Annotated in this window: 25 protein-coding genes and 1 tRNA gene; 10 read left to right on the top strand and 16 right to left on the bottom strand. The window is 68.4% G+C overall.

Going from position 1 to position 25,811, the window contains the following annotated elements; genetic code table 11:
• Window positions 1–277 precede the first annotated feature (277 nt).
• A complete protein-coding gene (locus IO36_RS01265) occupies window positions 278–979 on the bottom strand; it encodes a DUF5324 family protein (RefSeq protein ID WP_037614938.1) in 702 nt (233 codons plus the stop codon).
• A gap of 475 nt (window positions 980–1,454) precedes the next feature.
• Between IO36_RS01265 and IO36_RS01260 the strand changes: the two genes are divergently transcribed.
• Window positions 1,455–1,988 (top strand): peptidylprolyl isomerase, encoded by a 534-nt coding sequence (locus IO36_RS01260; protein WP_037614936.1) that lies wholly within the window; start codon window positions 1,455–1,457, stop codon window positions 1,986–1,988.
• A gap of 145 nt (window positions 1,989–2,133) precedes the next feature.
• Window positions 2,134–3,045: a rhomboid family intramembrane serine protease gene (locus IO36_RS01255; protein WP_037614934.1), complete on the top strand. Its 912-nt coding sequence runs from the start codon at window positions 2,134–2,136 to the stop codon at window positions 3,043–3,045.
• A 336-nt stretch (window positions 3,046–3,381) separates the two neighbouring features.
• Here IO36_RS01255 and crgA read toward each other — a convergent pair whose 3' ends face one another.
• Window positions 3,382–3,636, bottom strand: a complete 255-nt coding sequence (crgA, locus tag IO36_RS01250) for a cell division protein CrgA (protein WP_037614932.1) — start codon at window positions 3,634–3,636, stop codon at window positions 3,382–3,384.
• A 142-nt stretch (window positions 3,637–3,778) separates the two neighbouring features.
• On the opposite strand from crgA, the gene IO36_RS01245 reads away from it, so the two are divergent.
• The 6 genes from IO36_RS01245 to IO36_RS01220 all read left to right on the top strand — a co-directional run bounded on the left by IO36_RS01245 (window position 3,779) and on the right by IO36_RS01220 (window position 8,545).
• The gene (locus tag IO36_RS01245) at window positions 3,779–4,558 is read left to right on the top strand and encodes a DUF881 domain-containing protein (protein WP_037614930.1); all 780 of its coding nucleotides are present in this window, start codon (window positions 3,779–3,781) and stop codon (window positions 4,556–4,558) included.
• Between the two features lie 67 nt (window positions 4,559–4,625).
• Entirely contained in the window at window positions 4,626–5,348 is a 723-nt protein-coding gene (locus IO36_RS01240) for a class E sortase (RefSeq protein WP_037615374.1), read from the top strand.
• A 31-nt stretch (window positions 5,349–5,379) separates the two neighbouring features.
• Window positions 5,380–5,541 (top strand): hypothetical protein, encoded by a 162-nt coding sequence (locus IO36_RS45665; RefSeq protein ID WP_037614928.1) that lies wholly within the window; start codon window positions 5,380–5,382, stop codon window positions 5,539–5,541.
• Window positions 5,538–6,176 carry an aminodeoxychorismate/anthranilate synthase component II gene (locus tag IO36_RS01230; protein WP_037614927.1) on the top strand — a complete coding sequence of 213 codons (639 nt, stop codon included), beginning with the start codon at window positions 5,538–5,540 and terminating at the stop codon, window positions 6,174–6,176. Before IO36_RS45665 ends, IO36_RS01230 begins: the two co-directional genes overlap by 4 nt.
• A gap of 398 nt (window positions 6,177–6,574) precedes the next feature.
• On the top strand, window positions 6,575–7,684 hold the full coding sequence (locus tag IO36_RS01225) for a class E sortase (RefSeq protein ID WP_280923710.1): 1,110 nt from the start codon (window positions 6,575–6,577) through the stop codon (window positions 7,682–7,684).
• A 96-nt stretch (window positions 7,685–7,780) separates the two neighbouring features.
• The gene (locus IO36_RS01220; RefSeq protein ID WP_037614923.1) at window positions 7,781–8,545 is read left to right on the top strand and encodes a class E sortase; all 765 of its coding nucleotides are present in this window, start codon (window positions 7,781–7,783) and stop codon (window positions 8,543–8,545) included.
• A gap of 74 nt (window positions 8,546–8,619) precedes the next feature.
• Here IO36_RS01220 and IO36_RS01215 read toward each other — a convergent pair whose 3' ends face one another.
• The 8 genes from IO36_RS01215 to IO36_RS48850 all read right to left on the bottom strand — a co-directional run bounded on the left by IO36_RS01215 (window position 8,620) and on the right by IO36_RS48850 (window position 17,452).
• The gene (locus IO36_RS01215) at window positions 8,620–9,063 is read right to left on the bottom strand and encodes a hypothetical protein (protein WP_037614921.1); all 444 of its coding nucleotides are present in this window, start codon (window positions 9,061–9,063) and stop codon (window positions 8,620–8,622) included.
• A gap of 139 nt (window positions 9,064–9,202) precedes the next feature.
• Window positions 9,203–11,185, bottom strand: coding sequence for a Stk1 family PASTA domain-containing Ser/Thr kinase (gene pknB, locus IO36_RS01210; protein ID WP_037614918.1), 1,983 nt, complete (start codon window positions 11,183–11,185; stop codon window positions 9,203–9,205).
• A gap of 170 nt (window positions 11,186–11,355) precedes the next feature.
• Window positions 11,356–12,837 (bottom strand): peptidoglycan D,D-transpeptidase FtsI family protein, encoded by a 1,482-nt coding sequence (locus IO36_RS01205; protein ID WP_037614916.1) that lies wholly within the window; start codon window positions 12,835–12,837, stop codon window positions 11,356–11,358.
• Complete coding sequence (locus IO36_RS01200) at window positions 12,834–14,282, bottom strand: FtsW/RodA/SpoVE family cell cycle protein (protein WP_037614914.1); 1,449 nt, start codon at window positions 14,280–14,282, stop codon at window positions 12,834–12,836. The genes IO36_RS01205 and IO36_RS01200 overlap by 4 nt, the downstream gene beginning before the upstream one ends.
• 26 nt (window positions 14,283–14,308) lie before the next feature.
• A complete protein-coding gene (locus IO36_RS01195; protein WP_245173081.1) occupies window positions 14,309–15,847 on the bottom strand; it encodes a Stp1/IreP family PP2C-type Ser/Thr phosphatase in 1,539 nt (512 codons plus the stop codon).
• Window positions 15,848–15,967: 120 nt separating this feature from the next.
• The gene (locus tag IO36_RS01190) at window positions 15,968–16,489 is read right to left on the bottom strand and encodes an FHA domain-containing protein FhaB/FipA (protein ID WP_037614909.1); all 522 of its coding nucleotides are present in this window, start codon (window positions 16,487–16,489) and stop codon (window positions 15,968–15,970) included.
• 10 nt (window positions 16,490–16,499) lie between these two features.
• Window positions 16,500–17,339, bottom strand: coding sequence for an FhaA domain-containing protein (locus IO36_RS01185; protein ID WP_037614907.1), 840 nt, complete (start codon window positions 17,337–17,339; stop codon window positions 16,500–16,502).
• Complete coding sequence (locus tag IO36_RS48850) at window positions 17,327–17,452, bottom strand: hypothetical protein (protein WP_280923709.1); 126 nt, start codon at window positions 17,450–17,452, stop codon at window positions 17,327–17,329. The genes IO36_RS01185 and IO36_RS48850 overlap by 13 nt, the downstream gene beginning before the upstream one ends.
• Window positions 17,453–17,934: 482 nt before the next feature.
• Between IO36_RS48850 and IO36_RS01180 the strand changes: the two genes are divergently transcribed.
• Window positions 17,935–18,018 (top strand) — tRNA-Leu (locus IO36_RS01180).
• Between the two features lie 195 nt (window positions 18,019–18,213).
• Here IO36_RS01180 and IO36_RS01175 read toward each other — a convergent pair.
• Both IO36_RS01175 and IO36_RS47875 read right to left on the bottom strand, forming a co-directional pair.
• Entirely contained in the window at window positions 18,214–20,016 is a 1,803-nt protein-coding gene (locus IO36_RS01175) for a hypothetical protein (protein ID WP_051899884.1), read from the bottom strand.
• Entirely contained in the window at window positions 20,013–20,186 is a 174-nt protein-coding gene (locus IO36_RS47875) for a hypothetical protein (protein WP_245173080.1), read from the bottom strand. Before IO36_RS47875 ends, IO36_RS01175 begins: the two co-directional genes overlap by 4 nt.
• Before the next feature lie 932 nt (window positions 20,187–21,118).
• Between IO36_RS47875 and IO36_RS01165 the strand changes: the two genes are divergently transcribed.
• The gene (locus tag IO36_RS01165; RefSeq protein ID WP_037614904.1) at window positions 21,119–21,343 is read left to right on the top strand and encodes a helix-turn-helix domain-containing protein; all 225 of its coding nucleotides are present in this window, start codon (window positions 21,119–21,121) and stop codon (window positions 21,341–21,343) included.
• Between the two features lie 273 nt (window positions 21,344–21,616).
• Here the strand turns inward: IO36_RS01165 and IO36_RS01160 are convergent, their stop codons facing one another.
• From IO36_RS01160 to IO36_RS01145, 4 genes are all read right to left on the bottom strand, one after another.
• Window positions 21,617–22,051: a hypothetical protein gene (locus IO36_RS01160; RefSeq protein ID WP_037614901.1), complete on the bottom strand. Its 435-nt coding sequence runs from the start codon at window positions 22,049–22,051 to the stop codon at window positions 21,617–21,619.
• Window positions 22,052–22,645: 594 nt separating this feature from the next.
• A complete protein-coding gene (locus tag IO36_RS01155; RefSeq protein WP_051899883.1) occupies window positions 22,646–23,899 on the bottom strand; it encodes an MFS transporter in 1,254 nt (417 codons plus the stop codon).
• A 3-nt stretch (window positions 23,900–23,902) separates the two neighbouring features.
• Window positions 23,903–24,364: an ArsI/CadI family heavy metal resistance metalloenzyme gene (locus tag IO36_RS01150; RefSeq protein WP_037614899.1), complete on the bottom strand. Its 462-nt coding sequence runs from the start codon at window positions 24,362–24,364 to the stop codon at window positions 23,903–23,905.
• A 51-nt stretch (window positions 24,365–24,415) separates the two neighbouring features.
• Window positions 24,416–25,777 (bottom strand): NAD(P)-binding domain-containing protein, encoded by a 1,362-nt coding sequence (locus IO36_RS01145; RefSeq protein WP_037614896.1) that lies wholly within the window; start codon window positions 25,775–25,777, stop codon window positions 24,416–24,418.
• Window positions 25,778–25,811: the final 34 nt, after the last annotated feature.

Here is a 25,811-nt window from a genome sequence, read left to right as displayed (position 1 = left end):
CCCGCCGTGCGGGCGGCCGGTGCGCGGGCGGACGGGCGGCGGAGCGGTCAGGACCCTTGTGTGAGCGGCTGTGGGGGTCGTCGGGTGACCGGTTCGACGCACTGCGTCAACAAGATCTCCATGGATGCTGCACACGGAGTCCGTTGCAAACGTCATCGCGAGGTGCCTGGGTAAATCCCTCGGGGGCGTACGCGCTTCCCGTGTCGATGTTCCACGTGAAACATCACTGTGGGGCAGCAGACGTCAAGTCTGCTGCCCCACAGTGATGTTGGGCCGGTCAGTGGCGGTCGTCGCGCTCCGCGGCCTTCTCCTCGGCCTCCTTGGCCTGGACTTCGGGGTCCAGGTCGGACTGCCCGCTGCCGTCGACCGACGAAAGACGTCCTGTCTCGGGCACCTCCGTCGCGGCCGGAGGCTCGACGAGCCAGTCGGGGTTGGCCTGCTTGTCCCACCACTTCCAGGCGGCGAAGGTGCCACCCGCCAGCAGTCCCAGTACGGCCAGCCCCTTCACGAAACGGCCGGCCCTCGCGCGGCGCTCGTGCTTGCGGACCAGCTTCTGGATCTCCTTCGGCGTGACCTGGCCGCGCAGCGCGGCGATCGCCGCCGCGCCACGGGCCGTCGCCTCTTCCCGGACGGGCTGGGCGGCGGCCACCGCCTGTTCGATCCTGGGCTTGGAGTACTCGGCGGCCTGCCGGGCCGCCTTGCGCGTACGGACGGCCGCCTCCTGGGCGACCTCTTCGACCTTTGGCGGCACATGCGTACGGGCCTGCTCAATGCGCGGTGCGAGATGGGCGTCGTACTGGACGCGGGCCTGTTCGGCGGCCTGCGACACCTTCGGCGCGAGCCGTACACGTGCTTCGCTCGCGTAGTACGAGGCCCTGTCCTTGGCCGTGTCGGCGTAAGGCGCCACCACTTCCGCGGCGTGCAGCACGCTGTCCTTCGCCGAGCCGGTCGCGGCGCGCACGCTGTCGATGCGGGTCACGGGTTTCCTCCTCCTCGGTGGCGTACGTCGGGGGTACCAGGTACCCCCAAAGACACACAGTTCACCTTTCCGCCCCTAGCGGGATCATGCCCGCCCCGGGGGTCCGGGGCATGTGAGGGCGGGCATCCGTGTCACGGGTGCCGACTCCCAAAGACTCCCGGGTACGGAGCCGGTCAGGTGTCGATCAAGTGAGATAGCGGATCAATACGGGCAACGGGAGCTTGTCGTCGACAATGCCACGGATCGTCCCGTCCCGCCCCCGTCCGGCACGACTCGACGGGATTTTCTGTCTGTACGACTTTCCGTCCGCGTGATGTCCCGTTCTCCCGCCGTTTCCGGGTGGCATCCCGGGCTGCTTCGTGATCCGTCCCATGAGCGGTCGACCGCACGTGCGTACGGCGGTGGCGGGCGGGGGCCCGACGGCCCGGTCCGTGCGAGGATCGGGCCGTCAAGACAAGGCAACGGAAGGCACCTCGTGGCCGAGCAGCTCTACGCCACCCTGAAGACCAGCCACGGCGACATCGACATCCGGCTCCTGCCGAACCACGCGCCGAGGACGGTCCGGAACTTCGTCGAACTCGCCACGGGTGAGCGCGAGTGGGTCAACCCGCAGACGGGTGTGAGGTCCACGGACAAGCTGTACGACGGCACCGTCTTCCACCGGGTGATCAGCGGCTTCATGATCCAGGGCGGCGACCCGCTGGGCAACGGCACCGGCGGCCCCGGCTACCAGTTCGAGGACGAGTTCCACCCGGACCTCCGCTTCGACCGGCCCTACCTGCTGGCCATGGCCAACGCGGGTCCGGCCACCAACGGATCGCAGTTCTTCATCACCGTCGCCCCGACGGCCTGGCTGACCCGCAAGCACACCATCTTCGGCGAGATCACCGACCCGGCCGGCCAGAAGGTCGTCGACGCCATCGCCGGCACCCCGACCAATCCCCGCACCGAACGCCCCCTCGACGACGTCGTCATCGAGTCGGTCGTCGTCGAGACCCGCGAGCGCTGAGTCCGCGCGGCCTCCCGCCGCGGGTCCGGAGCGTCCCGCAGGGAACCAAACGCCCCGTTCATCCGTAAGGATGGACGGGGCGGTGCGTTGCACCGGAACCGCCGTGACCGTGTGCGAGCCGCCGTACGCAGATTGAGGGGACCCCATGGATCAGCAGCCGCCCGGCAGCCCGCAGGGCCCGCCCGATCAGGGACCGCCGGACGCCCGGAGCGGGCCCGGCTGCTATCGGCACCCGGACCGCGAGGCCGGGGTCCGCTGCACCCGCTGCGAGCGTCCGATCTGCCCCGAGTGCATGGTCAGCGCCTCCGTCGGCTTCCAGTGCCCCGACTGCGTCCGCGGCGGCTCGGGCACAGGACACGCCCCGGCGGCCAATCAGCCGCGCACCCTCGCGGGCGGCGCGGTCACCTCCGACCCCCGGCTCGTCACGAAGGTCCTCATCGGTCTCAACCTTGCCCTGTACCTCGTCCAGGTCGCCGTTGGTGACGCCTTCACCAACAACTTCGACCTCTTCGGCCGGGCCTGGCTCTCCGGCGAGGTCCAGGGCGTGGCCGAGGGCCAGTGGTACCGCATGCTGACGTCGATGTTCCTGCACGGCAGTGTCATGCACATCCTCTTCAACATGGTCAGCCTGTGGTGGATCGGCGGCCCTCTGGAGGCGGCCCTCGGCCGCGCCCGCTACATCACGCTGTACTTCGTCTCGGGACTCGCGGGCAGCGCGCTCACCTATCTGCTCGCCGGACCCAACCAGCCGTCGCTCGGCGCCTCCGGCGCGATCTTCGGTCTCTTCGGCGCCACCGCGGTCCTGATGCGCCGGCTCAACTACGACATGCGTCCGGTCATCGGCCTGCTCGTGGTCAACCTGATCATCAGCTTCTCGCCCGGCTTCAACATCGCCTGGCAGGCACACGTCGGCGGTCTGATCGGCGGTGTGATCGTCGGCTACGCCATGGTCCACGCGCCCCGCGAGCGGAGGAACCTCGTCCAGTACGGGGTCTCCGCGCTGATGTTGCTGGCCGTGGTCGTCACGACGCTGCTCAGGACGGCTCAGCTCACCTGAGCGAGCGAGCCCCGGCTTCCCGGTGGAGCACGCTCGGCTCACCTGAGGGTCTGGACAGCTCACCTGAGAAGTGATGTTGTCCACAGATCGTGGGCGATCTTGTGCACGGTGTCCGGGAACAACTGTGCCCCCTGTCACTGACCCGAGTTTTCCCAGGTCGGACAGGGGGCGAACAGGTTTGCGGGGTTCGGCCGGCCAGTCACACCGGCGTCAACCGCGGATTAGTTATCCACAGATCGTCTTTCTTTTCCACCTGTGGACAAGTGTTGTGGATAACTCAGTGGACAGCTGTGGGCAGAGCTCGTGCCCGTGCCGCTCCCAGGGGAGCGAGCAGGGTCACTTCCACTGGGTGGAGACGCCGAACCCCGCCGCGATGAAGCCGAAGCCGACCACGATGTTCCAGTTGTCGAGCGCGTCGATCGGCAGGGAGCCGTCCGTCACATAGAAGACGACGATCCAGGCGAGGCCGATGAGGAACATGGCCAGCATGGCCGGGGCCACCCAGGCGTTGCTGGTCAGCTTGACGTTGGTCGCCTGCTTCGCCGGGGGCGGCGTGTAGTCGGCCTTCTTGCGGATACGTGACTTCGGCACGAGGGTCTCTCCTGTCGATGCGCTGCGTGGCCGCGCAGGGAACTGGGGCGGGCTCCGGGGCAGCGTACAAGGGGACACTGAGCGCTCCCCCGGGCGTCCGTTAGCGTAGTGCTTCCGCGGCGCCGAAGGAGATAAGGGTACGTTGAGCAATTCTGCCGACTCCCCCGGGACGAATTCCAGTCCTGGCGGTACGCACCGTTTCCGGCCGGTACGCGTTCTCACCGTGGCCGTCTTCGCCCTCGCGGGCCTCATCTTCTTCACGAGCTTCGACACAGCCAAGGGTACGAACATCCGTACGGACTCCTCCCTGCTGAAGCTCTCCGACCTGATCCAGGAGCGCAGCCACAAGAACGCCACGCTGGACGAGTCCAACGGCAGCCTGCGCCGCGACGTGGACGCGCTCGCCGGCAGCGAGGACGGCAGCAGCGCGGCCGGCGACGCCCGGCTCGCGGCGCTGGAGAAGAACGCCGGCACCCAGAAGCTCAAGGGCGAGGCCGTCACGGTCACGCTCAACGACGCGCCGCCCAACGCGACGGCCAAGCTCCCGGGCTACCCCGAGCCGCAGCCGGACTACCTGGTCATCCACCAGCAGGACCTCCAGGCGGTGGTGAACGCCCTGTGGCAGGGCGGTGCCAAGGGCATCAAGGTCATGGACCAGCGGCTGATCTCCACCAGCGCCGTGCGCTGTGTGGGCAACACCCTGATCCTCCAGGGCCGCGTCTACTCACCCCCGTACAAGATCACCGCCGTCGGGGACCCGGCGAAGCTCCAGAAGTCGCTCGCCGCCTCGCCGGCGATCCAGAACTACATGGTGTACGTCAACGTCTACGGGCTCGGCTGGAAAGTCGAGGAGAACGGGACGGTGACTCTTCCCGGCTACTCGGGCACAGTGGATCTGCACTACGCGAAGCCCGTGGACTAGTCGCCGGACCTCGCGCAGCAGTGGGCGAAGCCTGGGGAGCTAGCTGCCGCCGGAGGGCCTTGTGTCGGTGCGAGTGGTCGTCAGGACGATCAGCGAGCTGTGCCTGACCGTCGGCACCCTGATCGTGCTCTTCGTGGTCTACGTGCTGTTCTGGACCGGGGTGAAGGCCGACAGGGCGATGGACCACCAGATCGACGTGCTCCAGGAGCAGTGGTCGAAGGGTGCGGCGGCCCCGTCGCCCACGCCCCGGTCGGGCTCGGGGGGCGGCACGGGCGGCAACGGGTCGGCGGCCGGCACCCCGAAGGCACCCGGCCCCTATACGTACGGCGGCCCGTTCGCGGTCATGTACATCCCGCGTCTTGGTTTCACGTGGAACAAGCCCGTGCTCGAGGGCACGGCCACACAGGTGCTGAAGAAGGGGCTCGGCCACTACCGGGGGACCGCCCGGCTCGGCCAGGAGGGCAATTTCTCGGTGGCCGGTCACCGGCGTACGTACGGTGATCCGTTCAAGGACTTTCCCCTGCTCCGCCGGGGCGACGCCGTGGTGCTGACGGACGGGACGACCTGGTTCACGTATCGGATCGACAAAGGGCCCTACAAAACCGTCCCCTCCGACGTTGAGGTGATCGACCCTGTGCCACGTAAGTCCGGGTATACGCGTCCGGGGCGCTATCTCACGCTGACCACCTGCGATCCGGAGTGGGGGCACAGCCATCGGTTGATCGTGTGGGCACATCTCGACTCCACACAGCCTGTGGAGGCAGGGAAACCGGCGGCTCTGCGCCGTTAGTCTGTTGGCGTACGGCGACGGAAGGGACGGCATGTACGGCTGGATCTGGCGGCATCTGCCGGGGAGCGTATGGGTGAGGGCGCTGATCTCACTCGTCCTCGTCCTGGCGGTGGTCTACGTGCTCTTCCAGTACATCTTCCCGTGGGCCGAACCGCTGCTGCCCTTCAACGATGTGACGGTGGACAACCAGTGAGTACGCGCATCCTCGTTGTGGACAACTACGACAGCTTCGTCTTCAACCTGGTCCAGTACCTGTACCAGTTGGGCGCGGAGTGCGAGGTGCTGCGCAACGACGAGGTGTCGACCGCGCACGCCCAGGACGGTTTCGACGGCGTGCTCCTGTCCCCGGGGCCCGGCGCTCCCGAACAGGCCGGTGTCTGCATCGACATGGTCCGGCACTGCGCCGCGACCGGTGTCCCCGTCTTCGGGGTCTGCCTCGGGATGCAGTCGATGCAGGTGGCGTACGGGGGTGTGGTCGACCGGGCGCCCGAGCTGCTGCACGGGAAGACCTCGCTCGTGGAGCACCACGGCAAGGGTGTCTTCGCCGGACTGCCGTCGCCCTTCACGGCGACCCGCTATCACTCGCTGGCGGCCGAGCCGGACACCGTCCCGGACGAGCTGGAGGTCACCGCCCGTACCCACGACGGGATCGTCATGGGCCTCAGACACCGTGAACTTCCGGTCGAGGGCGTGCAGTTCCACCCGGAGTCGGTGCTGACCGAGTACGGGCACCGGATGCTCGCCAACTGGCTCCTCGAGTGCGGTGACAAGGTGGCCGTCGCGAGGTCGGCGGGGCTCGCCCCGGTGGTGGGCAGGGCCACGGCGTGACCGCGCTGCGCCCCGAGCGCGACAGCTCCCCCTACGGCGGCGAGGCCGCGTACGGGGGCGCCGGCGCGTTCGAGGCGACGGTGGGAGGGCTCGGGGATCCGCTGACGGATCCGCTTCCGGGCCAGGGAGGGCCCGCACAGCAGGGGTATCCGCAGGCCGGGTACGGGCCCGACTGGTACGCCGCCCAGCAGCAGGAGCAGGCGGCTCTGCTGCAGGCCGCGCAGATGCAGGCCGCCCAGGCACAGGCGGCCCAAGCGCAGGCACAGGCGCAGGCGCAGGCGTACGCCGCGCAGGCCCAGGCTCAAGCCCAGGCCCAGGCCCAGGCTCAAGCCCAAGCGCAGGCACAGGCGTATGCCGCGCAGGCCCGTGCGGCCGCGGCACAGGCTGCGACTCAGGCGATGCCCGCCACCCCGGCGGCGGCGCCCTCGTACGCGGACGAGTACGAGCGGGCGTATGCCCCGCCGTACCAGGAGCAGGCCATGCCGCACCACCGCGGACAGGCGGCCGCTCCCGCGGAGACGCCCATGAGCGTCCTCATGACCCCTCCCACGACCGCACCCGTGCCGGAACCGGCCGCGCCGCGACTGCCCCGGGACGACGAGACGGTCGCCCTGCGCCTTCCCGGATCGCCCACGAGGGCGCAGCGGCGCGCGCGGACGGAGGACGACGGGGCCGGACCGGCGTCCGGGGGGCGTGCGGCCCGCCGTAAGGCCGCCAGGCGCCACGGGAGGCACGGAGGGCCCCTGGACCCCCAGGAGTCCCAGGAGGCGGCTCAGGAGGCCGCTGGGGGCCCTCGGAGCCGGATGGACGCCCGGCGGGCGGCCCGGGCGTCCAAGCCCGGCAAGGCGGTCCTCGTCAGCCGGATGGTCGGCGAGGTGTTCATCACCACCGGCGTGCTGATGCTGCTGTTCGTGACCTACCAGCTGTGGTGGTCCAACGTGCGGGCGCACCAGCAGGCGGGCAGCGAGGCGAGCAGCCTCCAGCAGGACTGGGCGAACGGCAAGCGGAACCCGGGGACGTTCTCGCCCGGGCAGGGATTCGCCATCCTGCACATTCCGAAGCTGGACGTGGTGGCGCCGATCGCGGAGGGCATCAGCAAGACGAAGGTGCTCGACCGGGGCATGGTCGGCCACTACGGGGAGGCGCCGCTCAAGACGGCGATGCCCGATGCCAAGACCGGCAACTTCGCGCTCGCCGGACACCGCAACACCCACGGCGAACCGTTCCGCTACATCAACCGTCTCAAGCCGGGGGACGAGATCGTCGTCGAGACCCAGGACGACTACTACGTCTACAAGATGGCGTCGATCCTGCCGGCGACGAGTCCGAGCAACACGAGCGTGCTCGATCCGGTCCCCAAGGGTTCTGGTTTCACCGGGCCGGGCCGCTACATCACACTGACCACCTGCACACCGGAGTTCACCAGTAAGTACCGGATGATCGTCTGGGGCAAGATGGTCGAGGACCGGCCGCGCAGCAAGGGCAAGCCCGACGCGCTGCTCGGCTGAGCACGGACGCCGGCGCACGGACGGACGGACGCGCGTGCGACGCGCGTGACGTGCACGAGAGACAACCTGAGACACACCAGACGGGGCAGATGAACAGTGGCAGCGAGGACCGACCACGACGAACGCGCCGGATCGCAGGCCGGATTCACGTCCTTCGACGACCTGCCCGACGGGCGCAGGCGCATGGGATGGTTCGCGATGACGGTCAGCGTCTTCGGTGAACTCCTCATCACGGTGGGGCTGGTGCTCGGTCTGTTCGTCGTCTACTCGCTGTGGTGGACGAACGTCGTGGCCGACCGCGAGGCGCACAAGCAGGGCGACAAGGTGCGTGACCACTGGGCGCAGGCCCCGACCGGTCCGGGTGCTCTGGACACCAAGGACGGCATCGGCTTCCTGCACGTCCCGGCGATGAAGAACGGCGAGGTGCTCGTCCAGAAGGGCACGGCGACGAAGGTCCTGAACGAAGGCGTCGCCGGCTACTACACGGAGCCCGTCAAGTCGTCCCTGCCGATGACCGGAAAGGACGGCAACTTCACCCTCGCCGCCCACCGGGACGGCCACGGCGCCAAGTTCCACAACATCGACAAGATCGTCAAGGGTGACCCGATCGTCTTCGAGACCCGGGACAAGTGGTACGTCTACAAGGTCTTCGACATCCTTCCGGAGACCTCGAAGTACAACGTCAAGGTGCTCCAGACGGTCCCGAAGGAGTCCGGTAAGACCAAGCCGGGCCACTACATCACCCTGACGACCTGCACCCCGGTGTACACCTCCCGCTACCGCTACGTGGTGTGGGGTGAACTGGAACGAGTGGAGAAGGTCGACAACGCCCGGACCCCTCCGAAGGAACTGCGCGGCTGACCGACGCGGCTCCTTCGGAGGCTCTGCGCGCTGTTTTGTGCTGGTGACCTTTCGGTGGTCCGGCTAGCGCTTGGTCACGCGGACTTGGGCTGGTAGTCCGAGCAGGTGTAGAAGCTGTCGTTCGGCTTGCTGGTCGCCTGCATGACAACGGCTTTCAGGCCGTGGGAGTTCTGCAGGGTGCTGGACGTGTGCAGGATGACGCCGGCGCCTTCGTTGCCCGAATGCCAGGGGTATTCGGTGGTCGTCCCGTCGTAGTTGAACGAGACGAGCCGGAGCTTGGGCTTCAGGCCGTCGCTCCTCTTGTCGATGATTTGGATGTCCACGTCGTACTTGGCCTTCGGCTCGCCACTGCCGTTCATCGTGACGTGGGCCTGGAAGGTGTTGTTCGGGTCGCTGCAGTTGAACTTGATCGCGACGTTCGCCGCATTCGCGGGAGCCGCCAGGCTCACCGCGCCCGCGCTGAGAGCGAGCAAGGTGACGATGGACGTGGTGATACGCCGTGCGGTGGAACGCTTCACGGGTTTCCCCCTGGGTAATCAGTAAATCTTGGTCAGCCCCATTTGACATGTCCGGGATATGGATCGCAAGCCAGATACACAGGGGCCCGGTACTCCGAGGAGTACCGGGCCCCTGATGGGAGGTTCCGCGTCTCAGCCGCTAGTTGCCGCCGATGAACCCGCCTCCGTTGTTGTTGCCTCCGTTGTTGTTACCGCCGAGCTTGATGGTCGTCAGGGTGACCGTCGTGTTGTCCGGGCTGTCGACGGGGCTGTTGGCCTGCGGGTCCTGGTTGATCACCCGGGCGTCGTCGCTTCCGTCGCTGCCCTGGGCGAACTGGATGTTGTTGAAGCCGGCGCCCTGGAGGATCTGCCTCGCCTCGGCGACGGTCTTGCCGACGACGCTGGGCACCGTCGACTGCTGCTTGGCCTTGCCGACCTGGATCTGGACCTTGGAGCCCGGGTCGGCCTGGCTGTTGGCCGTCGGGGTCGTCTGGATGACCTTGCCGACCTGGTTCGGGTCGGCGGTGTCCGTGTCGACGCACTCGCCGACGAGGTTGTTGGCCGTCATCTGGGCCTTGGCCTCGTCACAGCTCTTGCCGGTCACGTCCGGGACGGTGGACTGCTTCTTCTCCGTGGCCACGGTCAGGGTGACGGTCGAGCCCTTCGCCGCCTCCTTGTCGCCGTTGGGGTCCTGGGAGATGACGACGCCGGGGGTCTGGTCGGACTCCTGGGTCTTCTTCTCGACCGTGAATCCCTTGCCCTCGAGCTGGGACTTCGCCTTCTCGAAGGTGAGGCCTGTGACGTCGGGCACCGTGACCTTCGGCACCCCGGTGGAGACGACGACGTTGACGGTGTCGCCCTTGTGCACCTTCGAGCCGAAGGCCGGGTTCTGCGAGCAGATGTTGCCCTTGGGCTCCTTCTCGCACGGCTTGCGGGTCGGCGCGAGCTTCAGATCGCGGTTGTCCGCCATGTCCTGGGCGTCCTGCAGCGACTGGCTGACGAAGTTGGGCACGTCGAACGTCTCGCCGCCCGCGTCCTTGCCCGAGAAGGCGTACTTCCCGATCAGGATCGCGCCGATGAGCACCAGGACACCGGCGACGACCAGGAGGATCGTCGAGGTGTTGTTCTTCTTCTGGCGCCGGCGGTCGGGGCGGTCGTCGTAGCCGTAGCCGCCGTCGTCCGGGTTCATGGGCGGCAGCATCGACGTTGCCTGGGCGTCCGTGGAGCGCAGGGCCGTGGTCGGCTGGTCGTCGCCGTAGCCGCCGTAACCGACCGAGCCCATGGCGGCGCTGGCCGCGACGGGCTGGCCGTCGAGGCAGGCCTCGATGTCGGCGCGCATCTCGTCGGCGGACTGGTAGCGGTAGTCCGGGTCCTTCACGAGCGCCCGCAGGACGATCGCGTCCATCTCGGGCGTGATCTCGGGGTCGAAGACCGACGGCGGCTGCGGGTCCTCGCGGACGTGCTGGTAGGCGACGGCCACGGGGGAGTCGCCCACGAAGGGCGGGCGCACCGTCAGCAGCTCGTAGAGCAGACAGCCGGTGGAGTAGAGGTCCGAGCGGGCGTCGACCTGCTCGCCCTTGGCCTGCTCGGGGGAGAGGTACTGGGCGGTGCCGATGACCGCGGCCGTCTGCGTCATGGTCATGCCGGAGTCGCCCATGGCGCGGGCGATGCCGAAGTCCATGACCTTGACCTGGCCGTTGCGCGTCAGCATGACGTTGGCGGGCTTGATGTCGCGGTGGACGATGCCGGCGCGGTGCGAGTACTCCAGGGCCTGGAGGATGCCGATGGTCATCTCCATCGACCGCTCGGGCAGCAGTCTGCGGCCCGAGTGCAGCAGTTCGCGCAGCGTGGATCCGTCGACGTACTCCATCACGATGTACGGGATGGAGGTGTTGTCGATGTAGTCCTCACCCGTGTCGTAGACGGCGACGATCGCGGGATGGTTGAGCGAGGCGGCCGACTGGGCCTCCCGGCGGAAGCGGGCCTGGAACGACGGGTCGCGTGCGAGGTCGGCCCGCAGCGTCTTCACCGCCACGGTACGGCCGAGCCGGGTGTCATGCGCGAGGTAGACCTCGGCCATGCCACCACGGCCGAGCACGTGGCCCAGCTCGTACCGGCCGCCGAGGCGACGCGGCTCTTCCATAGCTACCTACCAGCCCTCTCCGTCGGTCCCGACCGCACCTTTGTGTGGTCCGGCGGTGTGCTGTCCGGGCATACCGTACCCGGATCGCTTCCTGTGACCTGGCCTAGACCGTCACCCGTGACAGGACCGGTATCGCAACGTGCACCGATGTGATGGGGACGTGAGCGGGGTCACTTCTTGCTGTCGATGACTGCCTTCATCACGTCCCTTGCGATGGGGGCGGCCAGACCGCCACCGGAGATGTCGCCGCGGTTGGCGCTGCCGTCCTCGACGACCACGGCGACGGCGACCGGGGAGCTGCCGTCAGGGAGCTTGGCGTAGGAGATGAACCACGCGTACGGCTTCTCGCTGTTGGCGACACCGTGCTGGGCGGTACCGGTCTTGCCGCCCACGGTGACACCGGGGATCTGCGCCTTCGTGCCCGTGCCCTCCTTGACGACCGTCTCCATCATCGACTGAAGGATCTGGGCGTTGGCCTCGGAGAGCGGCTGGCTGAGCTTCTCGGGGTCGGTCTGCGAGATGACGTCCAGGCTGGGTGCCTGGAGCTTGTCGACCATGTACGGCTTCATCAGGGTGCCGTTGTTGGCGACGGCGGAGGCCACCATGGCCATCTGCAGCGGGGTCGCGGCGGTCTCGAACTGGCCGATGGAGCTGAGCGCGGTCTGCGCCGGGTCCATCGACTTGGGGAAGACGGAGGCGTTCGAGCGCACCGGGGTGAGCTGCTCGGAGTTGAAGCCGAACTTCTCGGCCTCGGCCTGCATCTTGTCCTTGCCGAGGTCGGTGCCGATCTTGCCGAAGACGGTGTTGCAGGAGAACCGGAGCGCCACGCGCATCGTGGCGTTCTTGCAGGGGATGTTCCCCTCGTTCTTCAGCTCGGTCCTGGTGTCCTTCAGGAAGTACGGCAGCGGGGTGCTGGTGTGCTGGTCCGCCGTCGTGTACAGCCCGTTCTCCAGCGCCGCGGCCGCGGTGACCACCTTGAAGGTGGAGCCGGGCGGGTAGGTCTCGCGCAGCGCCCGGTTGAGCATCGGGTCGTCGGGGTCGTTCTTCTTCTGGAGCTTGTTCCAGGCCTTCGCGTCGGTGTTGGTGTTCCCGGCGAAGGTGGAGGGGTCGTACGAAGGGGTGGAGGCCAGTGCCAGGATCGCGCCGGTCTGCGGGTCGATCGCGGCGACGGCGCCCTTGCCCCGGCTCAGCAGACCCTGGTACGCGGCCTTCTGCGCGGCGGCGTTGAGGGTGGTGACGACGTTGCCGCCCTGCTTCGGCTTGCCCGTGATCATGTCGAGGGTGTTGCGGAAGAAGAGCCGGTCGTCGTTGCCGGTGAGTATGCCGTCGTCGAGCTTCTCCAGCTGGGAGGCGTCGAAGGCCTGCGAGGCGTACCCGGTGACCGGCGCCCACATGGCGCCGTCCTTGTAGGTGCGCTTGTAGACGAAGTCGTTGATGCCGTTCTTCTTCGACTTGGCGTACCCGGTGATCGGGGTGCCGTCGACGACGATGTCGCCGCGCGGGGTTGCGTACCGCTCGATGGCTACGCGGCGGTTGTGCGGGTCGGACCGCAGGCTGTCCGACTGGACGTACTGGACGTAGTTGTCGCGCAGCAGCAGGGCGAGGACGAGGAGCCCGCAGAAGATCGCGATCCGGCGCAGGGGCTTGTTCACGGGCGGACCACCTGGGTCATCTCGGCGTCGGGGCTGGGTGCGGGCGCGGGCGCCGGGCGCCTGGCGGTGTCGCTGATGCGGATCAGGATGGCGATCAGGGCCCAGTTGGCGATGACGGAGGAACCGCCGGACGCCAGGAACGGCATGGTCATACCGGTCAGCGGGATCAGGCCCATGACGCCGCCGGCGACCACGAAGACCTGCAGCGCGAAGGCACCGGAGAGGCCGACGGCGAGGAGCTTGCCGAACGGGTCACGGGCCGCGAGGGCCGTGCGGATGCCTCGTTCGACGATCAGGCCGTAGAGCACCAGGATCGCCATCACTCCGGCGAGGCCCAGCTCCTCGCCGAACGTGGCGAGGATGAAGTCGGAGTTGGCGGCGAAGCGGATGAGCTCGGAGTGACCCTGGCCGAGGCCAGTGCCGAGGGTGCCGCCGGAGCCGAACGCCCACAGTGCCTGCATGGCCTGCTCGGAGTGGATGACGCCGTCCTGGACCCCGGCCTGGCTGAGCAGGTACTCGTGCATCGGATCGAGCCAGGCCTTCACACGGGTCTGGACGTGCGGTTCGAAGCTCGCCACACCGACGGCGCCGGCCGCGGACATCAGCAGACCGAAGACGATCCAGCTCGTCCGCTCGGTGGCGACGTACAGCATGATGACGAACATTCCGAAGAACAGCAGCGACGTACCGAGGTCGGTCTCGAAGACCAGGATGAGGATCGAGATCGCCCAGACGACGATGATCGGGCCCAGGTCACGGCCGCGCGGCAGGTACAGGCCCATGAAGCGCCGGCTGGCCAGAGCCAGCGCGTCGCGCTTCACCATCAGGTAGCCGGCGAAGAAGATCGCGAGGACGATCTTCGCGAACTCGCCGGGCTGGATGGAGAATCCGGCGACCGAGATCCAGATCTTGGCGCCGTAGGTGAGGTCCGCGCCGAGGCCCGGAACCAGCGGGAGCAGCAGCAGGACCAGGGCGCCGACCATGGAGATGTAGGTGTAGCGCTGCAGGACGCGGTGGTCCTTCAGGAAGAACAGCACGCCGATGAACAGGGCGATGGCCAGCGCGGTGTACATCAGCTGGCGTGGTGCCGCGCTGCCCGCCTGCTTGATCGACTGGAGCAGCTTGGACTGGTCGAGCCGCCAGATGATCACCAGGCCGAGCCCGTTGAGGAGCGTGGCCAGCGGCAGCAGCAGCGGGTCCGCGTAGGGCGCGAACTTGCGCACCGCGAGGTGGGCGACGCCGGCCAGCAGGCCGAGGCCCAGGCCGTAACTCAGCAGGCCGGCGGGCACCTGGTCGTCGATGGCGAGGCCCACGTTGGCGTAGGCGAACACCGGGATGACAACGGCGAACACCAGCAAGGCCAGTTCGGTGTTGCGTCGGCTCGGTGTGCCGATCGATCCGATCGTGGACGTGTGGTGCGTCGGCGTGTTCGTACTACTGCTCATCGTGTGACAGGGCCCCTCACGGCTTCTTACTGCTTACCGCACAGCGAGACCAGCTTCTGCTCCTCGTCGGAGAGGCTGGGGCCGGGTGTGGGAGTGGGTGCGGTCGTGGACTTGGAGGACGTGGGTGCCGAGCTCGACGGGGTCGGGCTCGGGCTGGACGTGGCCTTGGACGTCAGCGAGGTCTTTGTGGTTCCCGTGACCTTGCCGGCCTTGGCCGAACTGGGCTTCGCGCTGTTCTGGCTCTCGGCGGCGCGGCGCTGGGCGTCCTTGCGGCAGGCGGAGGCCTGCACGGCGAGTTCGTCGATCTTCGCCTGCGCGTCGGAGAGGCCGCCCTCGGCGATGGTCGCCTTGACCTGCTTCTGCTGGTAGGGCGGCAGGTACTTGAGTTCGATCTCGGGGTGGTTCTTCTCCACCTTCGAGAGCGAGACCCAGGCCAGGTCCTGGCTGATGCCGCGGTAGAGCGCGACGTGGTCGTCCTGGGCGCCGACGTAGTACTGCGTCTGCGTCCAGCGGTAGCCGCCGTACAGGCCGCCGCCGAGGACGGCGAGCGTCAGGACGATGTAGAGGGATCTCTTCAGCCACCGGAGCCCGGAGCGCGGCTTCACGAAGTCCTCGTCCGTGTAGTCGCCGAAGCTGCCGCCGGGGGCGTAGCCCGCGGTGTCGCCGCTTCCGGGCGGGCCGAACTCGCCGCCGCCCTGTCCGGGCACGGGCCGGCCGAGACCGGAGGCGCGGCCGGCGGGGGTCTGCATGGCGCCGTTGTCGTGCAGCTGGTGCTGATTCTCGGCGACCGCGCCGACGACGACGGGGGTGTCGGAGAGCTGGGCGGCGAGGGTGTCGCCGGAGTCGATGTCGAGGACGTCGGCCACGATGACGGTGATGTTGTCCGGGCCGCCGCCGCGCAGCGCGAGCCGGATGAGCTCCTCCACGGTCTCCTGCGGACCCTGGTAGCTGGCGAGGGTGTCTTCCATCGTCTGGTGGGAGACGACGCCGGACAGGCCGTCGGAGCAGATCAGATAGCGGTCGCCGGCGCGGACCTCGCGGATGGAGAGGTCGGGTTCGACGTGGTCGCCGCTGCCCAGCGCGCGCATCAGCAGGGAGCGCTGCGGGTGGGTGGTGGCCTCTTCCTCGGTGATGCGGCCCTCGTCGACGAGGCGCTGCACCCAGGTGTGGTCCTGGGTGATCTGCGTCAGGACGCCGTCGCGCAGCAGGTACGCGCGGGAGTCGCCGACGTGGACGAGTCCGAGCCGCTGGCCGGTCCACAGCAGGGCGGTGAGCGTGGTGCCCATGCCTTCGAGCTGCGGGTCCTCCTCGACCATCATCCGGAGCTGGTCGTTGGCGCGCTGCACGGCGGTGCCGAGCGAGGTGAGGATGTCGGATCCGGGCACGTCGTCGTCGAGCGCGACGATGGTGGAGATCACCTCGGAGCTGGCGACCTCACCGGCGGCCTGGCCGCCCATCCCGTCGGCGATCGCGAGCAGACGCGGACCGGCGTAGCCCGAGTCCTCGTTGCCCTCGCGGATCATGCCTTTGTGCGATCCGGCGGCGAAGCGCAGTGACAGACTCATGCGCACCTCGCCCGTCGGCTCCGGGTACATCCGCACGGTGCCCACCCTCCGGTCGGGAGCGCGCCGGGGTCCCTTGTGTGGACCGCCGTTGCGTGCTCGCTCCGCTCGCTCATTGTCGTACTACTTCCGCAGCTCGATGACGGTCTTGCCGATGCGGATCGGCGCGCCCAGCGGAACGGGCGTCGGAGTCGTCAGCCGGCTCCGGTCGAGATACGTGCCGTTGGTGGAGCCGAGGTCCTCGACGATCCACTGGCCGTCCCGGTCGGGGTAGATCCTGGCATGCCGGCTCGACGCGTAGTCGTCGTCCAGCACGATGGTGCTGTCGTGCGCCCGTCCCAGGGTGATGGTCTGGCCCTGGAGGGCCACGGTGGTGCCCGTGAGGGTGCCCTCCGAGACGACCAGCTTGGACGGTGCTCCACGGCGCTGGCGGCCGCCGCTGGCGGGCGCCTGCTGCTGGCGCTGCTGCGGAGGCGCGGCCTGCCGCGCGGCCTGCTGGGGCCTCGCGGCCTCCCTGCGCGAGCCGCGCTGTGTGACGCGCGTTCCGAACAGGTCGCTGCGGATGACCTGCACGGCCACGATCACGAACAGCCACAGTACGGCCAGGAAACCCAGCCGCATGACCGTGAGGGTCAGCTCTGACATTGCCCCCGCTTCACCCTTCGGCTTGCCGGTAAATGATGGTGGTGCTGCCCACGACGATCCGCGAGCCGTCGCGGAGCGTAGCGCGGGTGGTGTGCTGCCCGTCCACCACGATGCCGTTGGTGGACCCGAGATCCTGGATCGTCGAGGGCGTTCCGGTCCGGATCTCACAGTGCCGGCGCGATACGCCGGGGTCGTCGATCCGCACGTCGGCTTCGGTGCTGCGGCCCAGCACCAGCGTCGGGCGGGAGATCTGGTGGCGTGAGCCATTGATCTCGACCCAGTGCCGCATACGGCCGCCCGCCGCCGGGCCGGCCGGGGGCCGGGCACCCATGGGTGCCGAGCCCGGTCGGCCGCCGGGCGGCGGCGCGGACGGCATGGGGGGAGCGGCCGAGGGCGGGTAGCCGTAGCCACCCGGGGTTCCGCGGCCCGCCGGGGCGGGGCCCGCGGGGGCGCGCTCGGGGGACTGCTGATTGGTGGAGGAGGCGAGCGTACGGCTGCGGACCCGGTACAGACCGGTGTCGAGGTCGTCGGCCTTCTCCAGATGGACCTTGATGGGGCCCATGAAGGCGTAGCGCTGCTGCTTCGCGTAGTCGCGGACCATTCCGGCGAGTTCGTCGCCGAGCTGGCCGGAGTAGGGGCTGAGCCGCTCGAAGTCGGGTGTGCTCAGTTCCACGATGAAGTCGTTGGGGACGACGGTCCGGTCGCGGTTCCAGATCGTGGCGTTGTTGTCGCACTCGCGCTGCAGCGCTCCAGCGATCTCCACGGGCTGGACCTCGGACTTGAACACCTTGGCGAAGGTGCCGTTGACCAGACCTTCGAGACGCTGCTCGAACTTCTTCAGGACTCCCATGGGGCACCTCCTCCGTCGTTGCCGTCCTGGTACAGCTTGCTGTCGTCTTCCTGGCCCTGCTGGACCAGCCGGCCCAGTGGGCCTTGCTGGTACTGCTTACTGATCGTATCCACGCGTCGGGAAATCGGCTGGTTCCCCCTGTCGGCACGGTCGACGGGTTGTCGACACCTTCCGAAGTCCCCTCCCGAAGTTCCCTGAGAGGCCCCTCTTCGAACTCTTCCCGGCACTGCTTCTGCCATGGATCGTAGAGGCGCCCCACGACCAGTGTCCCGCACCTGACTGTGCAGCCCGTCCGACTCCTGTGGAGATGCGCATGACCGGTACGAGGTTGATACGTGAACCGGTTCTGTCTGAAACGTGTGACGCGGGCCGGGGCGCAGGTGGGGAGGCCGAGGGGCGCCGGGTGCGGGGGCGCCCGGAGCCGGCGGCCGGGCCGGGCGGGGGGCGCTCGGCCCGGGGACGCGGGGCGGGCGGGTGCGCGGCCGCGGGCCCGGGGCCCGCGGAAAGGGATGTGATTCCACCCCTGACAGCGTGCTAATCTTCTGCATGTCGGAAGGCACCCGGGGAAACGCGGGAGACGGAAGACACACCCAATGCGCGGGTGGCGGAATAGGCAGACGCGCTGGATTCAGGTTCCAGTGCCCGAAAGGGCGTGGGGGTTCAACTCCCCCCTCGCGCACAGAGAAGAACCGACGAAACGGGTCTTCACCGGAGACGAAAGTCCTGGTGAGGCCCGTTTCTCGTTGTGGCGGCGGGCTGTCAGGCCCGGTTGATGACGCGAGCAGGGCCCTGCCCGTGAGGTATCTCACGGGCAGGGCCCTGCTTTTTCGCTGCTGGTTGTTCTTCGGGTTGGTGCTGGGCGAAGTCGGCCGAGTCAGCCGGCTCTCAACAGATGGCCTGTGGGTGTCCAGGTTCCGGTGGCTTTGCGCTTCTGCCTGTGGTGGGTTCGACGGCGAGGACGATCACCGCCGAGCGCCAGCGTCTCCAGCCACTTCTGGATCTTGCGACGGTTGGCATGGGCGAGCTGGAAGGCCAGGAGGATCGTCTGAGCGGCGATGCCGCGGATACGGCGTGAGCCTGCCGCTTCGACGCTCTCGGCCAGTGGATTCTTTGCGTATCCGTTGTAGCTCTCGACGCTGTTGCGGAGCCGGAAGTAGATCTTCTGCCACTCCAGGCTGCCGTAGTCCAGGGACTGCCAGTGCTTGGCGCCAGCTTCCGGGCTGACGGTGATCGTGCGCTGGCGGCAGACTTTGAGCGGGCCCGCTGGGCTGGGCTCCGGGTCGACGAGCGGCAGGTGGATCCCACGTCCGAGGGTGTGCGGCTTGATCGGACACTGGGCTTTGCCCGCTTCGGCAGGGCACATCATCCGCTGGTGGCCGTCGGCGTCCGCGTTCTCCTTGGGCATGACGCGGTAGCCGCGGCGGGCTGAGATCAACCTGATCCAGGTCTCCTGGTCGATGCGTTCGGCGTGCAGGTCGATGGTGGCGGTGATGAGGGGCTCGGGCATGGACGGGCAGTACCAGCGGCCCTCGACGAGGATCGCGCCGTCCGACGAGGCCTGCTTGCCGAGCTGGTCCGCCCGGTAGTCGTAGACGGGCTTGTGGCCCATGGCCCGGACGGGGAGCTGCCATTCGTCGGGCTCGGAGTTGTTGTAGGCACGGTCTCCGGCCAGGTAGCCGGGTCGGTACCCCCGCTCGCGGAGCCGGCCGAGGATCTTCAGGCCGTTGTACGCGGGGCGTTGGCCGGGCTTGTCGAGGGCCATGCCCAGGACGACGACCGGGAGGACCTCTGGGTTCGGGGTGCCGTCGTCGAGGAGTACGGCGTCGTGCTCGGCGTCACGGGTCACGATGAGATGGGCGTCGTAGCCGAAGAGGTACTTCTTCTTGAGCGAGGTCCTCTTCCTGCCCAAGGCAGTCTTGACCCTGCCCTTCGGGGCGGCTGGCGGCGGAGGAGGGCGCATCGAGTCGGATACCAGTGCGTCCGGGTCACTGTGGTCGCCTTCGCGCACGTACCAGCCGGCGTCAGGGTCGGTGGCGAGTTCGGGCCCGTTCGTACGACGGCCGCGGGAGAACGTGCGCACGGGCGTGGCGTCCACGCCCAGGGAGACCTCTGCCAGCTCGGTCAACAGGCTGTGGAGAGGGCGTACGGAGGCATCCAGCACGAACTCGGTGAACAGAGCGAGCCGTTGCTCCCGCTCTGCCAGGTCGTCGACGTCGGCCGCCGCTGTCAGCGAGTTCGCCTTCCCACGTGCGAGGTGCCCGTTGGGCGGCAGGGGTGAGGGGTTCATCGCGTCCTTCATCGCGTGGAAGAGACGCCGGACGACCGCGTAGGCCGCTTCGAAGCCACGGTCGTGGTCCTCGTACTCGGGTATGTCGAGCCGGGCGCGCAGGTGCGGGCTGATACGGAAGTACAGGATGTCGGTGACCCGTTCCAGGACGATCTTGCCGACGGTGTCCTGGGTGCAGAGGTGGAGGCCTACCAGGAGGCTTCTGAGGTGCAGGGTGCGGTGTCGGCCGCGCGGAAGGTGAACGAACTCCTCCAGCAGGGGGATGAGTTGGCTGTGGTCGACTTCCCCGATCGCAGCCTCGACGTCGGCGTCGGCGATGAATCTGCGCTCGGCGCGCATCGACAGGAGACGCTCGTGGCGATCGCTGGGCAGGCTGTTCGGCCCCGTCATCGGCTGCCTCGCAGTAGGCGGGCGGCTTCTTCGGCGGGGACAGCACGCAGAAACGGCAGGATGCGGGAGAGGCCGTGGAGGGTGTCGACTCCGGCCGCGGCCACGATGACCGTGATGGGAAGCCGCTCTTCGAAGAGTTCGACCAGCCACGTGGACCGGAGACGGCCCATGACCAGACGAGGGACGTTCGGTCCGGGCTGCGTGCGGGCGAGGAAGTTCGTGACGGTGTTGGTGCCACGGCTGTAGCAGTTGGGGCGGAACAGATAGTGGGTTGTGCCTGCAGTGTCGAGTCGTTCGGCGGCGGAGGCCAGGACTCCTTCCCAGGGCCGGCGGCAGAGGATCCCCTCGTGCGGGGGCCGCGTGTGGCCACGACCACCGGACCGCCACCGCCTGAGGCTCTGCGGATGTCGTGGACACGGAGCGGGATGACCTCGGGTGAGTCGAGGCCGGCGCCGAGTCCGAGCGCCATGAGCGTCTTGCAGCCCCACCGAAGCTCCTCGGTGGGCTGCCCGCTGACCCAGCCCCACAGATCCGCGAGTTCAGTAGGGCTGTAGGGGCTGTTGGGCACCGATGCCGACAGTTTCGCGGGCTTCCCCGTCCGGCATGCACCGCCCAGAACGACCTCGCTGAGCCGCAGCAGCCTGGTCCGGTAGTTGCCGCGCGTGCTCGGCCTCACGTTGGGGCAGCCGACCGCGATGAACCGCTCGATCACCTCCCGGGACAGCCACACCTCGGCCTTTCCGGGAAGGCCCTCGCCATTGCAGAAGAGCGCCAACTGAGCCAGAGCGGAGAGAAGTTCACGCGCTTGATAGGGCAGCAGTGGGTCGGCGAGACGGACGACGCGGCGCACCTCGTCGCCGACGCGGCTCCACCCCGCGGGGGAGCCGGACGGGCCGTAGGAATCAATCCGCTGACTCATCACATGTCGCCACACCAACACCCCGGCAGGTGGGGTGTTATTCGAATAACATGTACCTCTGGCAGCGGCCTCGCGCGACCGGGAAGGACCGGATGGGTCAGAATTCACCTCATGCCTCAAGGGAATGCCCGTCACCTGCCGCCGCGTGCTTACTGCGCCGGCGGCGTGTGGCCTGAGGCGGTCATGGAAGAGCACCATGGGGCGCGGGTCGCCCAGGCGCTGGCCCTCGGGCTGCGGGCGGCCATCGAGCGCAAGGGCTGGACCGTTGCGGAGCTGTCCCGCAACAGCGGCGTCGCCCGGTTCACCATCAGCAAGGCGCTCAACGGGGAGGCGTGGCCCGATCTGCTGACCATCGCCAACCTGGAGAAGGCGCTGGAGACGGATCTGTGGCCGGGTCGACAGGTGTGACGGAAGCGGATAAGGCACCGTGCCGGTTCGCGCCAATCTGGCGCGGAAGGGCTGTTCGAGGCTGAACACGAGGCAGTCATCCCTTCGGGCGAAGGGCAGGACCAGTTTTCGCGCAGTGCTACCGGCGGCGGGCTGCCGCTCGTAAAATGCAACGTGACGAACTGATCCGGCGCTTTGGAAGGTTTTCGGTGGGGTTCGTCGACACTGGCCGCCACCTTGGCCTCTACTCCTCGGTGGCGGCCTCTTTCATTGATTCCGGAAGGCCTGATTCCGTTAAGCGTGCTGATAGAAAGCGTTCGGAAGTTTCGCGATTCTTCCGCTTCGGGACAGCTCGTCCAGCGCGACCCGAACGCTTTTTCCTTTGTCGGTTTCGTTCAGGGCGACCGCCATTTCCAACGCCTTCCAGCTCCGTGTTGGTTCTTGGCTCATGAGGTGGAGGATCCGCTCCTTGCGGCTGGGCGCTCTCCCCTCCATGGAGGCGATCGGTGCGGGGCTGTCGTGACCAGGCTCGGGCTGGCGCTGCTCGGGGATACCGCACTCACGCCACTCGGCCGCGATATCCATCTGCTTCTTGATCTGACGTACGAGACGCAACTCCATGCGCACCTTGTGCGTCTCCCGTTGCAGCTCCGCCTCCTTCTCCTCCAGGAGCTCGATGAACTTCTCCGGATTACCGGCGACGTCTTCCCATGGAAGGCTTTCGATCATTCCAGGACCCTATCTATGAGAGGGCACAACATACCCAATCCGCAAGGGCCTGTTCACTCGATGTGGCGACCTGATCAGTTACCCTGACCGCTGCATGTCCGAGGAAAGGGAAGTCGGCCTGTTTGCTGTGACACAGGCCTGACAGGAATGTAGGACCCTGCCCATTACCCGGATGTGGATTCTCCGCTTCCGCCGGGTATGTCTGTCGTCGGGCAATGGCCTGCGATTGCAGCCCCTTGTCATTGGCAATTGCAGCGATCGGGAATAGGCAGCCCTGTCTGAGGAAGCGGCAGGTGTCGCCCCCGGAACACTGTGGGTAGATGCCGGACTGCATGGTTGTCCGGGAAGGCCTGTCCGCCCCGCGAGGGCTTGCGGGAGGGGACATCCGTGCTGCCCCTGTCGCCTCGTTCCTGCCGCTGCCACTGTCTCGACTGCACGCCAGATCCTGCGGGCGCCGAGTGGCTTCCGTGCTTCTAGGCCAGCGCTATGACAGGACAGGGAGCGCCGCCAGGCCATCGCGCACAGGCCTGTGCGCGCTGTAGCAGGGCCGTGAGGACACGTGGCCGAGGAAGTGGCAGCGGAAATTCAAGGGGCTCACGTGTGCCGGCGAGAGCCCGGAGGACTGACTTCACGCCGGGGTGACACCGCCTGACCCGAGGCAAGGGCCAGTACAGCTGCTCCCCCGGAAAGCACGGAAAGAGCGAGGAACAGTCCGGCGTAGCCGCCCAGCCGATCGGACAGGGCTGCACCGGCCCAAGGGGCAAGGGCCGCCGCTACGGTGGCCGGGGCACTCAGAAGCCCGGACAGCCGCCCATAGTGCCATGTTCCCCAGCGGTCGCTGACGGCCGTGGCCTGGAGCAGGGTGAGATTGCCGCGTACGACTCCGGCGAGAACGGCCAGCAGGATCAGCAGCGGGATGGGGCCGTGCACGAGTGCCAGGGCCGTGGTGGTGGCTCCGCCCGCTGCGATCAGGACGGCTGTGCGGGTTGTAGCACTGGTCGTACGGGCGAGCGCTGCGTACAGGGTGCGCCCGAGGGTCTGTCCGGCTCCGCCGAGTCCCAGTGCCCAGGCGGCCGTTGAGGAAGAGGCGCCGCGCTCGATCATCAGCGGGACCATCCCGAAGACGACCGCGTACATGGCGAATCCGGAGCAGGTGAAGGCCGTGGCGAGCAGCATGAACGGGCGGCTGCGGGTGATCGGCGTGCGGTCGTGGTCCGCCGCGGTTTCCGGTGCGGGCGGCCATGGGGCTCTCAGAGCCAGGGCGTGGGCCGGAACGGTGACTGCTGCGAGGACGATCGCGAGCACGCCGTAGGTGGCACGCCACCCGAGGTGGTCGTCAAGTACTGCGGTGATCGGCGCGAACACGGTGCTGGCGAGGCCGCCGGCGAGGGTGACGGTGGTCAGGGCTCGGATGCGGTCGGGGCCCCACCAGCGCGTGAGTGCGGCGAAGGCGGGCTGGTAGAACGTCGCTGCCATGGCTGTACCAGCCATGAGCCAGGCAGCCGCGAAGACATAGAAGTTGGGGGCCACGGCGATGCTCAGGACCGACGCGACAGCCAGCAGCGAGCCGGCGGTCATGACGGCACGAGGCCCTCGCCGGTCGAGTATGCGGCCGACCGGTATCCCCGCAAGGGCCGACGTGAGCAGGGCTGCTGAGAATGCAGCGGTCGTGGCACCCCTCGACCAACCGGTGTCCGCTGTCATACGCGGAAGCAGCACAGGGAAGGCGTAGTAGACGACGCCCCAGCTCGTGATCTGGGTGAGGCACAGGGCGGGCAGGGCTGCGCGAGGCCGCGACCGGTCCCCGGTTCCGGTCGCGGCCCCACTGGTCTGAAGGTTGGTCGTCAACGGTCAGCAGCAGCTCGCCGACGAGGCCGTCGGCTCGTCCCGCGTGTCCTCGCTCGGGACCGTGCAGCAGGTGCTGCCCTGCTGCTTGGCGAGGGCGTCGGCGTCGGCCTTCACGACGTAGACCTCCCAGGGTTCCTGTCCGGGGCCGTGGACCCAGACCTTGTCCTGGAGGGCGTAGCAGCAGGTGGTGTCGTTCTCCACGTCGGTGGCCAGGCCTGCGTCGGCCAGGCGAGCGGTGGCGCCATGCACCGCTTCGGTCGTTTCGACCTCGACGCCGAGGTGGTCCATGCGCGTTGCCTCACCTGTGGCGCCTTCGATCAGGACGAGCTTGAGCGGGGGCTCGGCGATGGCGAAGTTGGCGTAGCCGTCGCGGAGTTTGGCGGGCTCGGTGCCGAACAGCTTGGTGTAGAAGGCGATGGACGCGGCGAGGTCGGGGACGCGGAGGGCGAGCTGTACGCGGGACATGGCGAGCCTCCTGCTGGGTGATGGATGGGGTTGCAGGTCTGGAGCTGTGGGTCAGCAGCCGCCTGACTGGGCCGGGGCGCCGACGCCGATCTGGAGGGTGGTCGGGGCCGCGCAGCAGCCTCCGCCGGCGTTGTCCTGGGCGGCGGTGGGGTCGTCGAAGAGGCCGGCGCCGCCGCAGACTCCGGTTTCCGGCAGGGTCAGTTCGACCCGCTCGGCGGCTTCCTGGTCGCCTGCGAGGGCGGCGGCGATCGAGCGGACCTGCTCGTAACCGGTCATCGCCAGGAACGTGGGGGCGCGGCCGTAGGACTTCATGCCGACGAGGTAGACGCCCTTCTCCGGGTGGGACAGCTCGTTGACGCCGTGCGGGTAGACGGTGCCGCAGGAGTGCTGGTTGGGGTCGATCAGCGGGGCGAGTTCCGTCGGGGCCTGGAGGCGTTCGTCGAGGCCGAGGCGCAGCTCGGACAGGAAGGACAGGTCGGGGCGCAGGCCGGTGAGGACGATGACCTCGTCGACCGGGTCGAGGCGGCGTCCGTCCTCGGCGACCAGGACCAGTCGGTCGCCGTCGCGTTCTACGGCGGTGGTGCGGAAGCCGGTGACTGCGTCGGCGCGGCCGTTGTCGACGGCTGCCTTGGCGGCGAGGCCGAGGGCGCCTCGGGCGGGCAGCTGGTCGGCTGTGCCGCCGCCGAAGGTGGAGCCGCTGATACCGCGCCGCAGGATCCATACGGCGTGAGTGCCGGGGGTCTCCTCGGCGAGGCTGGCCAGGTAGGCGAGGGCGGTGAATGCGGAGGCGCCGGAGCCGATGACGGCGGTGCGCTTGCCCGCATACCGGGCTCGGACCGCCGGGTCCTTGAGGTCGGGGATCCGGTAGGAGATCCGGGCGGCCGCCGCCTTCTCGCCGAGCGCGGGCAGGCCGTCGCCGCCGATGGGGCTGGGGGTGGACCAGGTGCCGGAGGCGTCGATGACGGCGCGGGCGGTGATCCGCTGCTCGGTGCCGTCGGCGTTCAGGATGCTGATGGTGAAGGGCTGCTGCTCACGGTCGGCGTCGACGATGCGGTCGCGGCCGAGGCGGGATACGCCGGTGACCTGGGCGCCGTAGCGGACTTTGTCGCCCAGGACGTCGGCGAGCGGCTGGAGGTACTTCTCGGCCCAGTCCGCCCCGGAGGGGTAGGTCGAGCCGTCGGGGGCGGTCCAGCCGGTGGGTGCGAGGAGTTTCTCGGCGGCCGGGTCGACGAGCTCGGACCAAGTGGAGAAGAGTCGTACGTGACCCCACTCGCGCACCGCGCTGCCGGCGGCTGGCCCGGCCTCCAGGACCAGGGGTGCGATGTCGCGCTCGACCAGGTGTGAAGCCGCAGCGAGGCCGGCAGGACCGGCGCCGATCACGACGACAGGCAGAGCTTCGGTGTGTGTGGTCACGGCAGACTCCCATTGATTTGATGGACGTCGATGT

This window comes from Streptomyces aureus, from assembly GCF_000725495.1.
GTDB lineage: Bacteria > Actinomycetota > Actinomycetes > Streptomycetales > Streptomycetaceae > Streptomyces > Streptomyces aureus_B.
This window is presented reverse-complemented; position numbering and strand designations above follow the sequence as displayed.

Coding starts and splice junctions, on each gene's coding strand:
- IO36_RS01255 (WP_037614934.1), top strand. CDS start 2,134: ATGGATCAGCAGCCGCCCGGCAGCCCGCAGGGCCCGCCCGATCAGGGA.
- IO36_RS45665 (WP_037614928.1), top strand. CDS start 5,380: ATGTACGGCTGGATCTGGCGGCATCTGCCGGGGAGCGTATGGGTGAGG.
- IO36_RS01225 (WP_280923710.1), top strand. CDS start 6,575: ATGCCCGCCACCCCGGCGGCGGCGCCCTCGTACGCGGACGAGTACGAG.
- pknB (WP_037614918.1), bottom strand. CDS start 11,185: ATGGAAGAGCCGCGTCGCCTCGGCGGCCGGTACGAGCTGGGCCACGTG.
- IO36_RS01200 (WP_037614914.1), bottom strand. CDS start 14,282: ATGAGCAGTAGTACGAACACGCCGACGCACCACACGTCCACGATCGGA.
- IO36_RS01195 (WP_245173081.1), bottom strand. CDS start 15,847: ATGAGTCTGTCACTGCGCTTCGCCGCCGGATCGCACAAAGGCATGATC.
- IO36_RS01190 (WP_037614909.1), bottom strand. CDS start 16,489: ATGTCAGAGCTGACCCTCACGGTCATGCGGCTGGGTTTCCTGGCCGTA.
- IO36_RS01185 (WP_037614907.1), bottom strand. CDS start 17,339: ATGGGAGTCCTGAAGAAGTTCGAGCAGCGTCTCGAAGGTCTGGTCAAC.
- IO36_RS01175 (WP_051899884.1), bottom strand. CDS start 20,016: ATGACGGGGCCGAACAGCCTGCCCAGCGATCGCCACGAGCGTCTCCTG.
- IO36_RS47875 (WP_245173080.1), bottom strand. CDS start 20,186: ATGGGCCGTCTCCGGTCCACGTGGCTGGTCGAACTCTTCGAAGAGCGG.
- IO36_RS01165 (WP_037614904.1), top strand. CDS start 21,119: ATGGAAGAGCACCATGGGGCGCGGGTCGCCCAGGCGCTGGCCCTCGGG.
- IO36_RS01160 (WP_037614901.1), bottom strand. CDS start 22,051: ATGATCGAAAGCCTTCCATGGGAAGACGTCGCCGGTAATCCGGAGAAG.
- IO36_RS01150 (WP_037614899.1), bottom strand. CDS start 24,364: ATGTCCCGCGTACAGCTCGCCCTCCGCGTCCCCGACCTCGCCGCGTCC.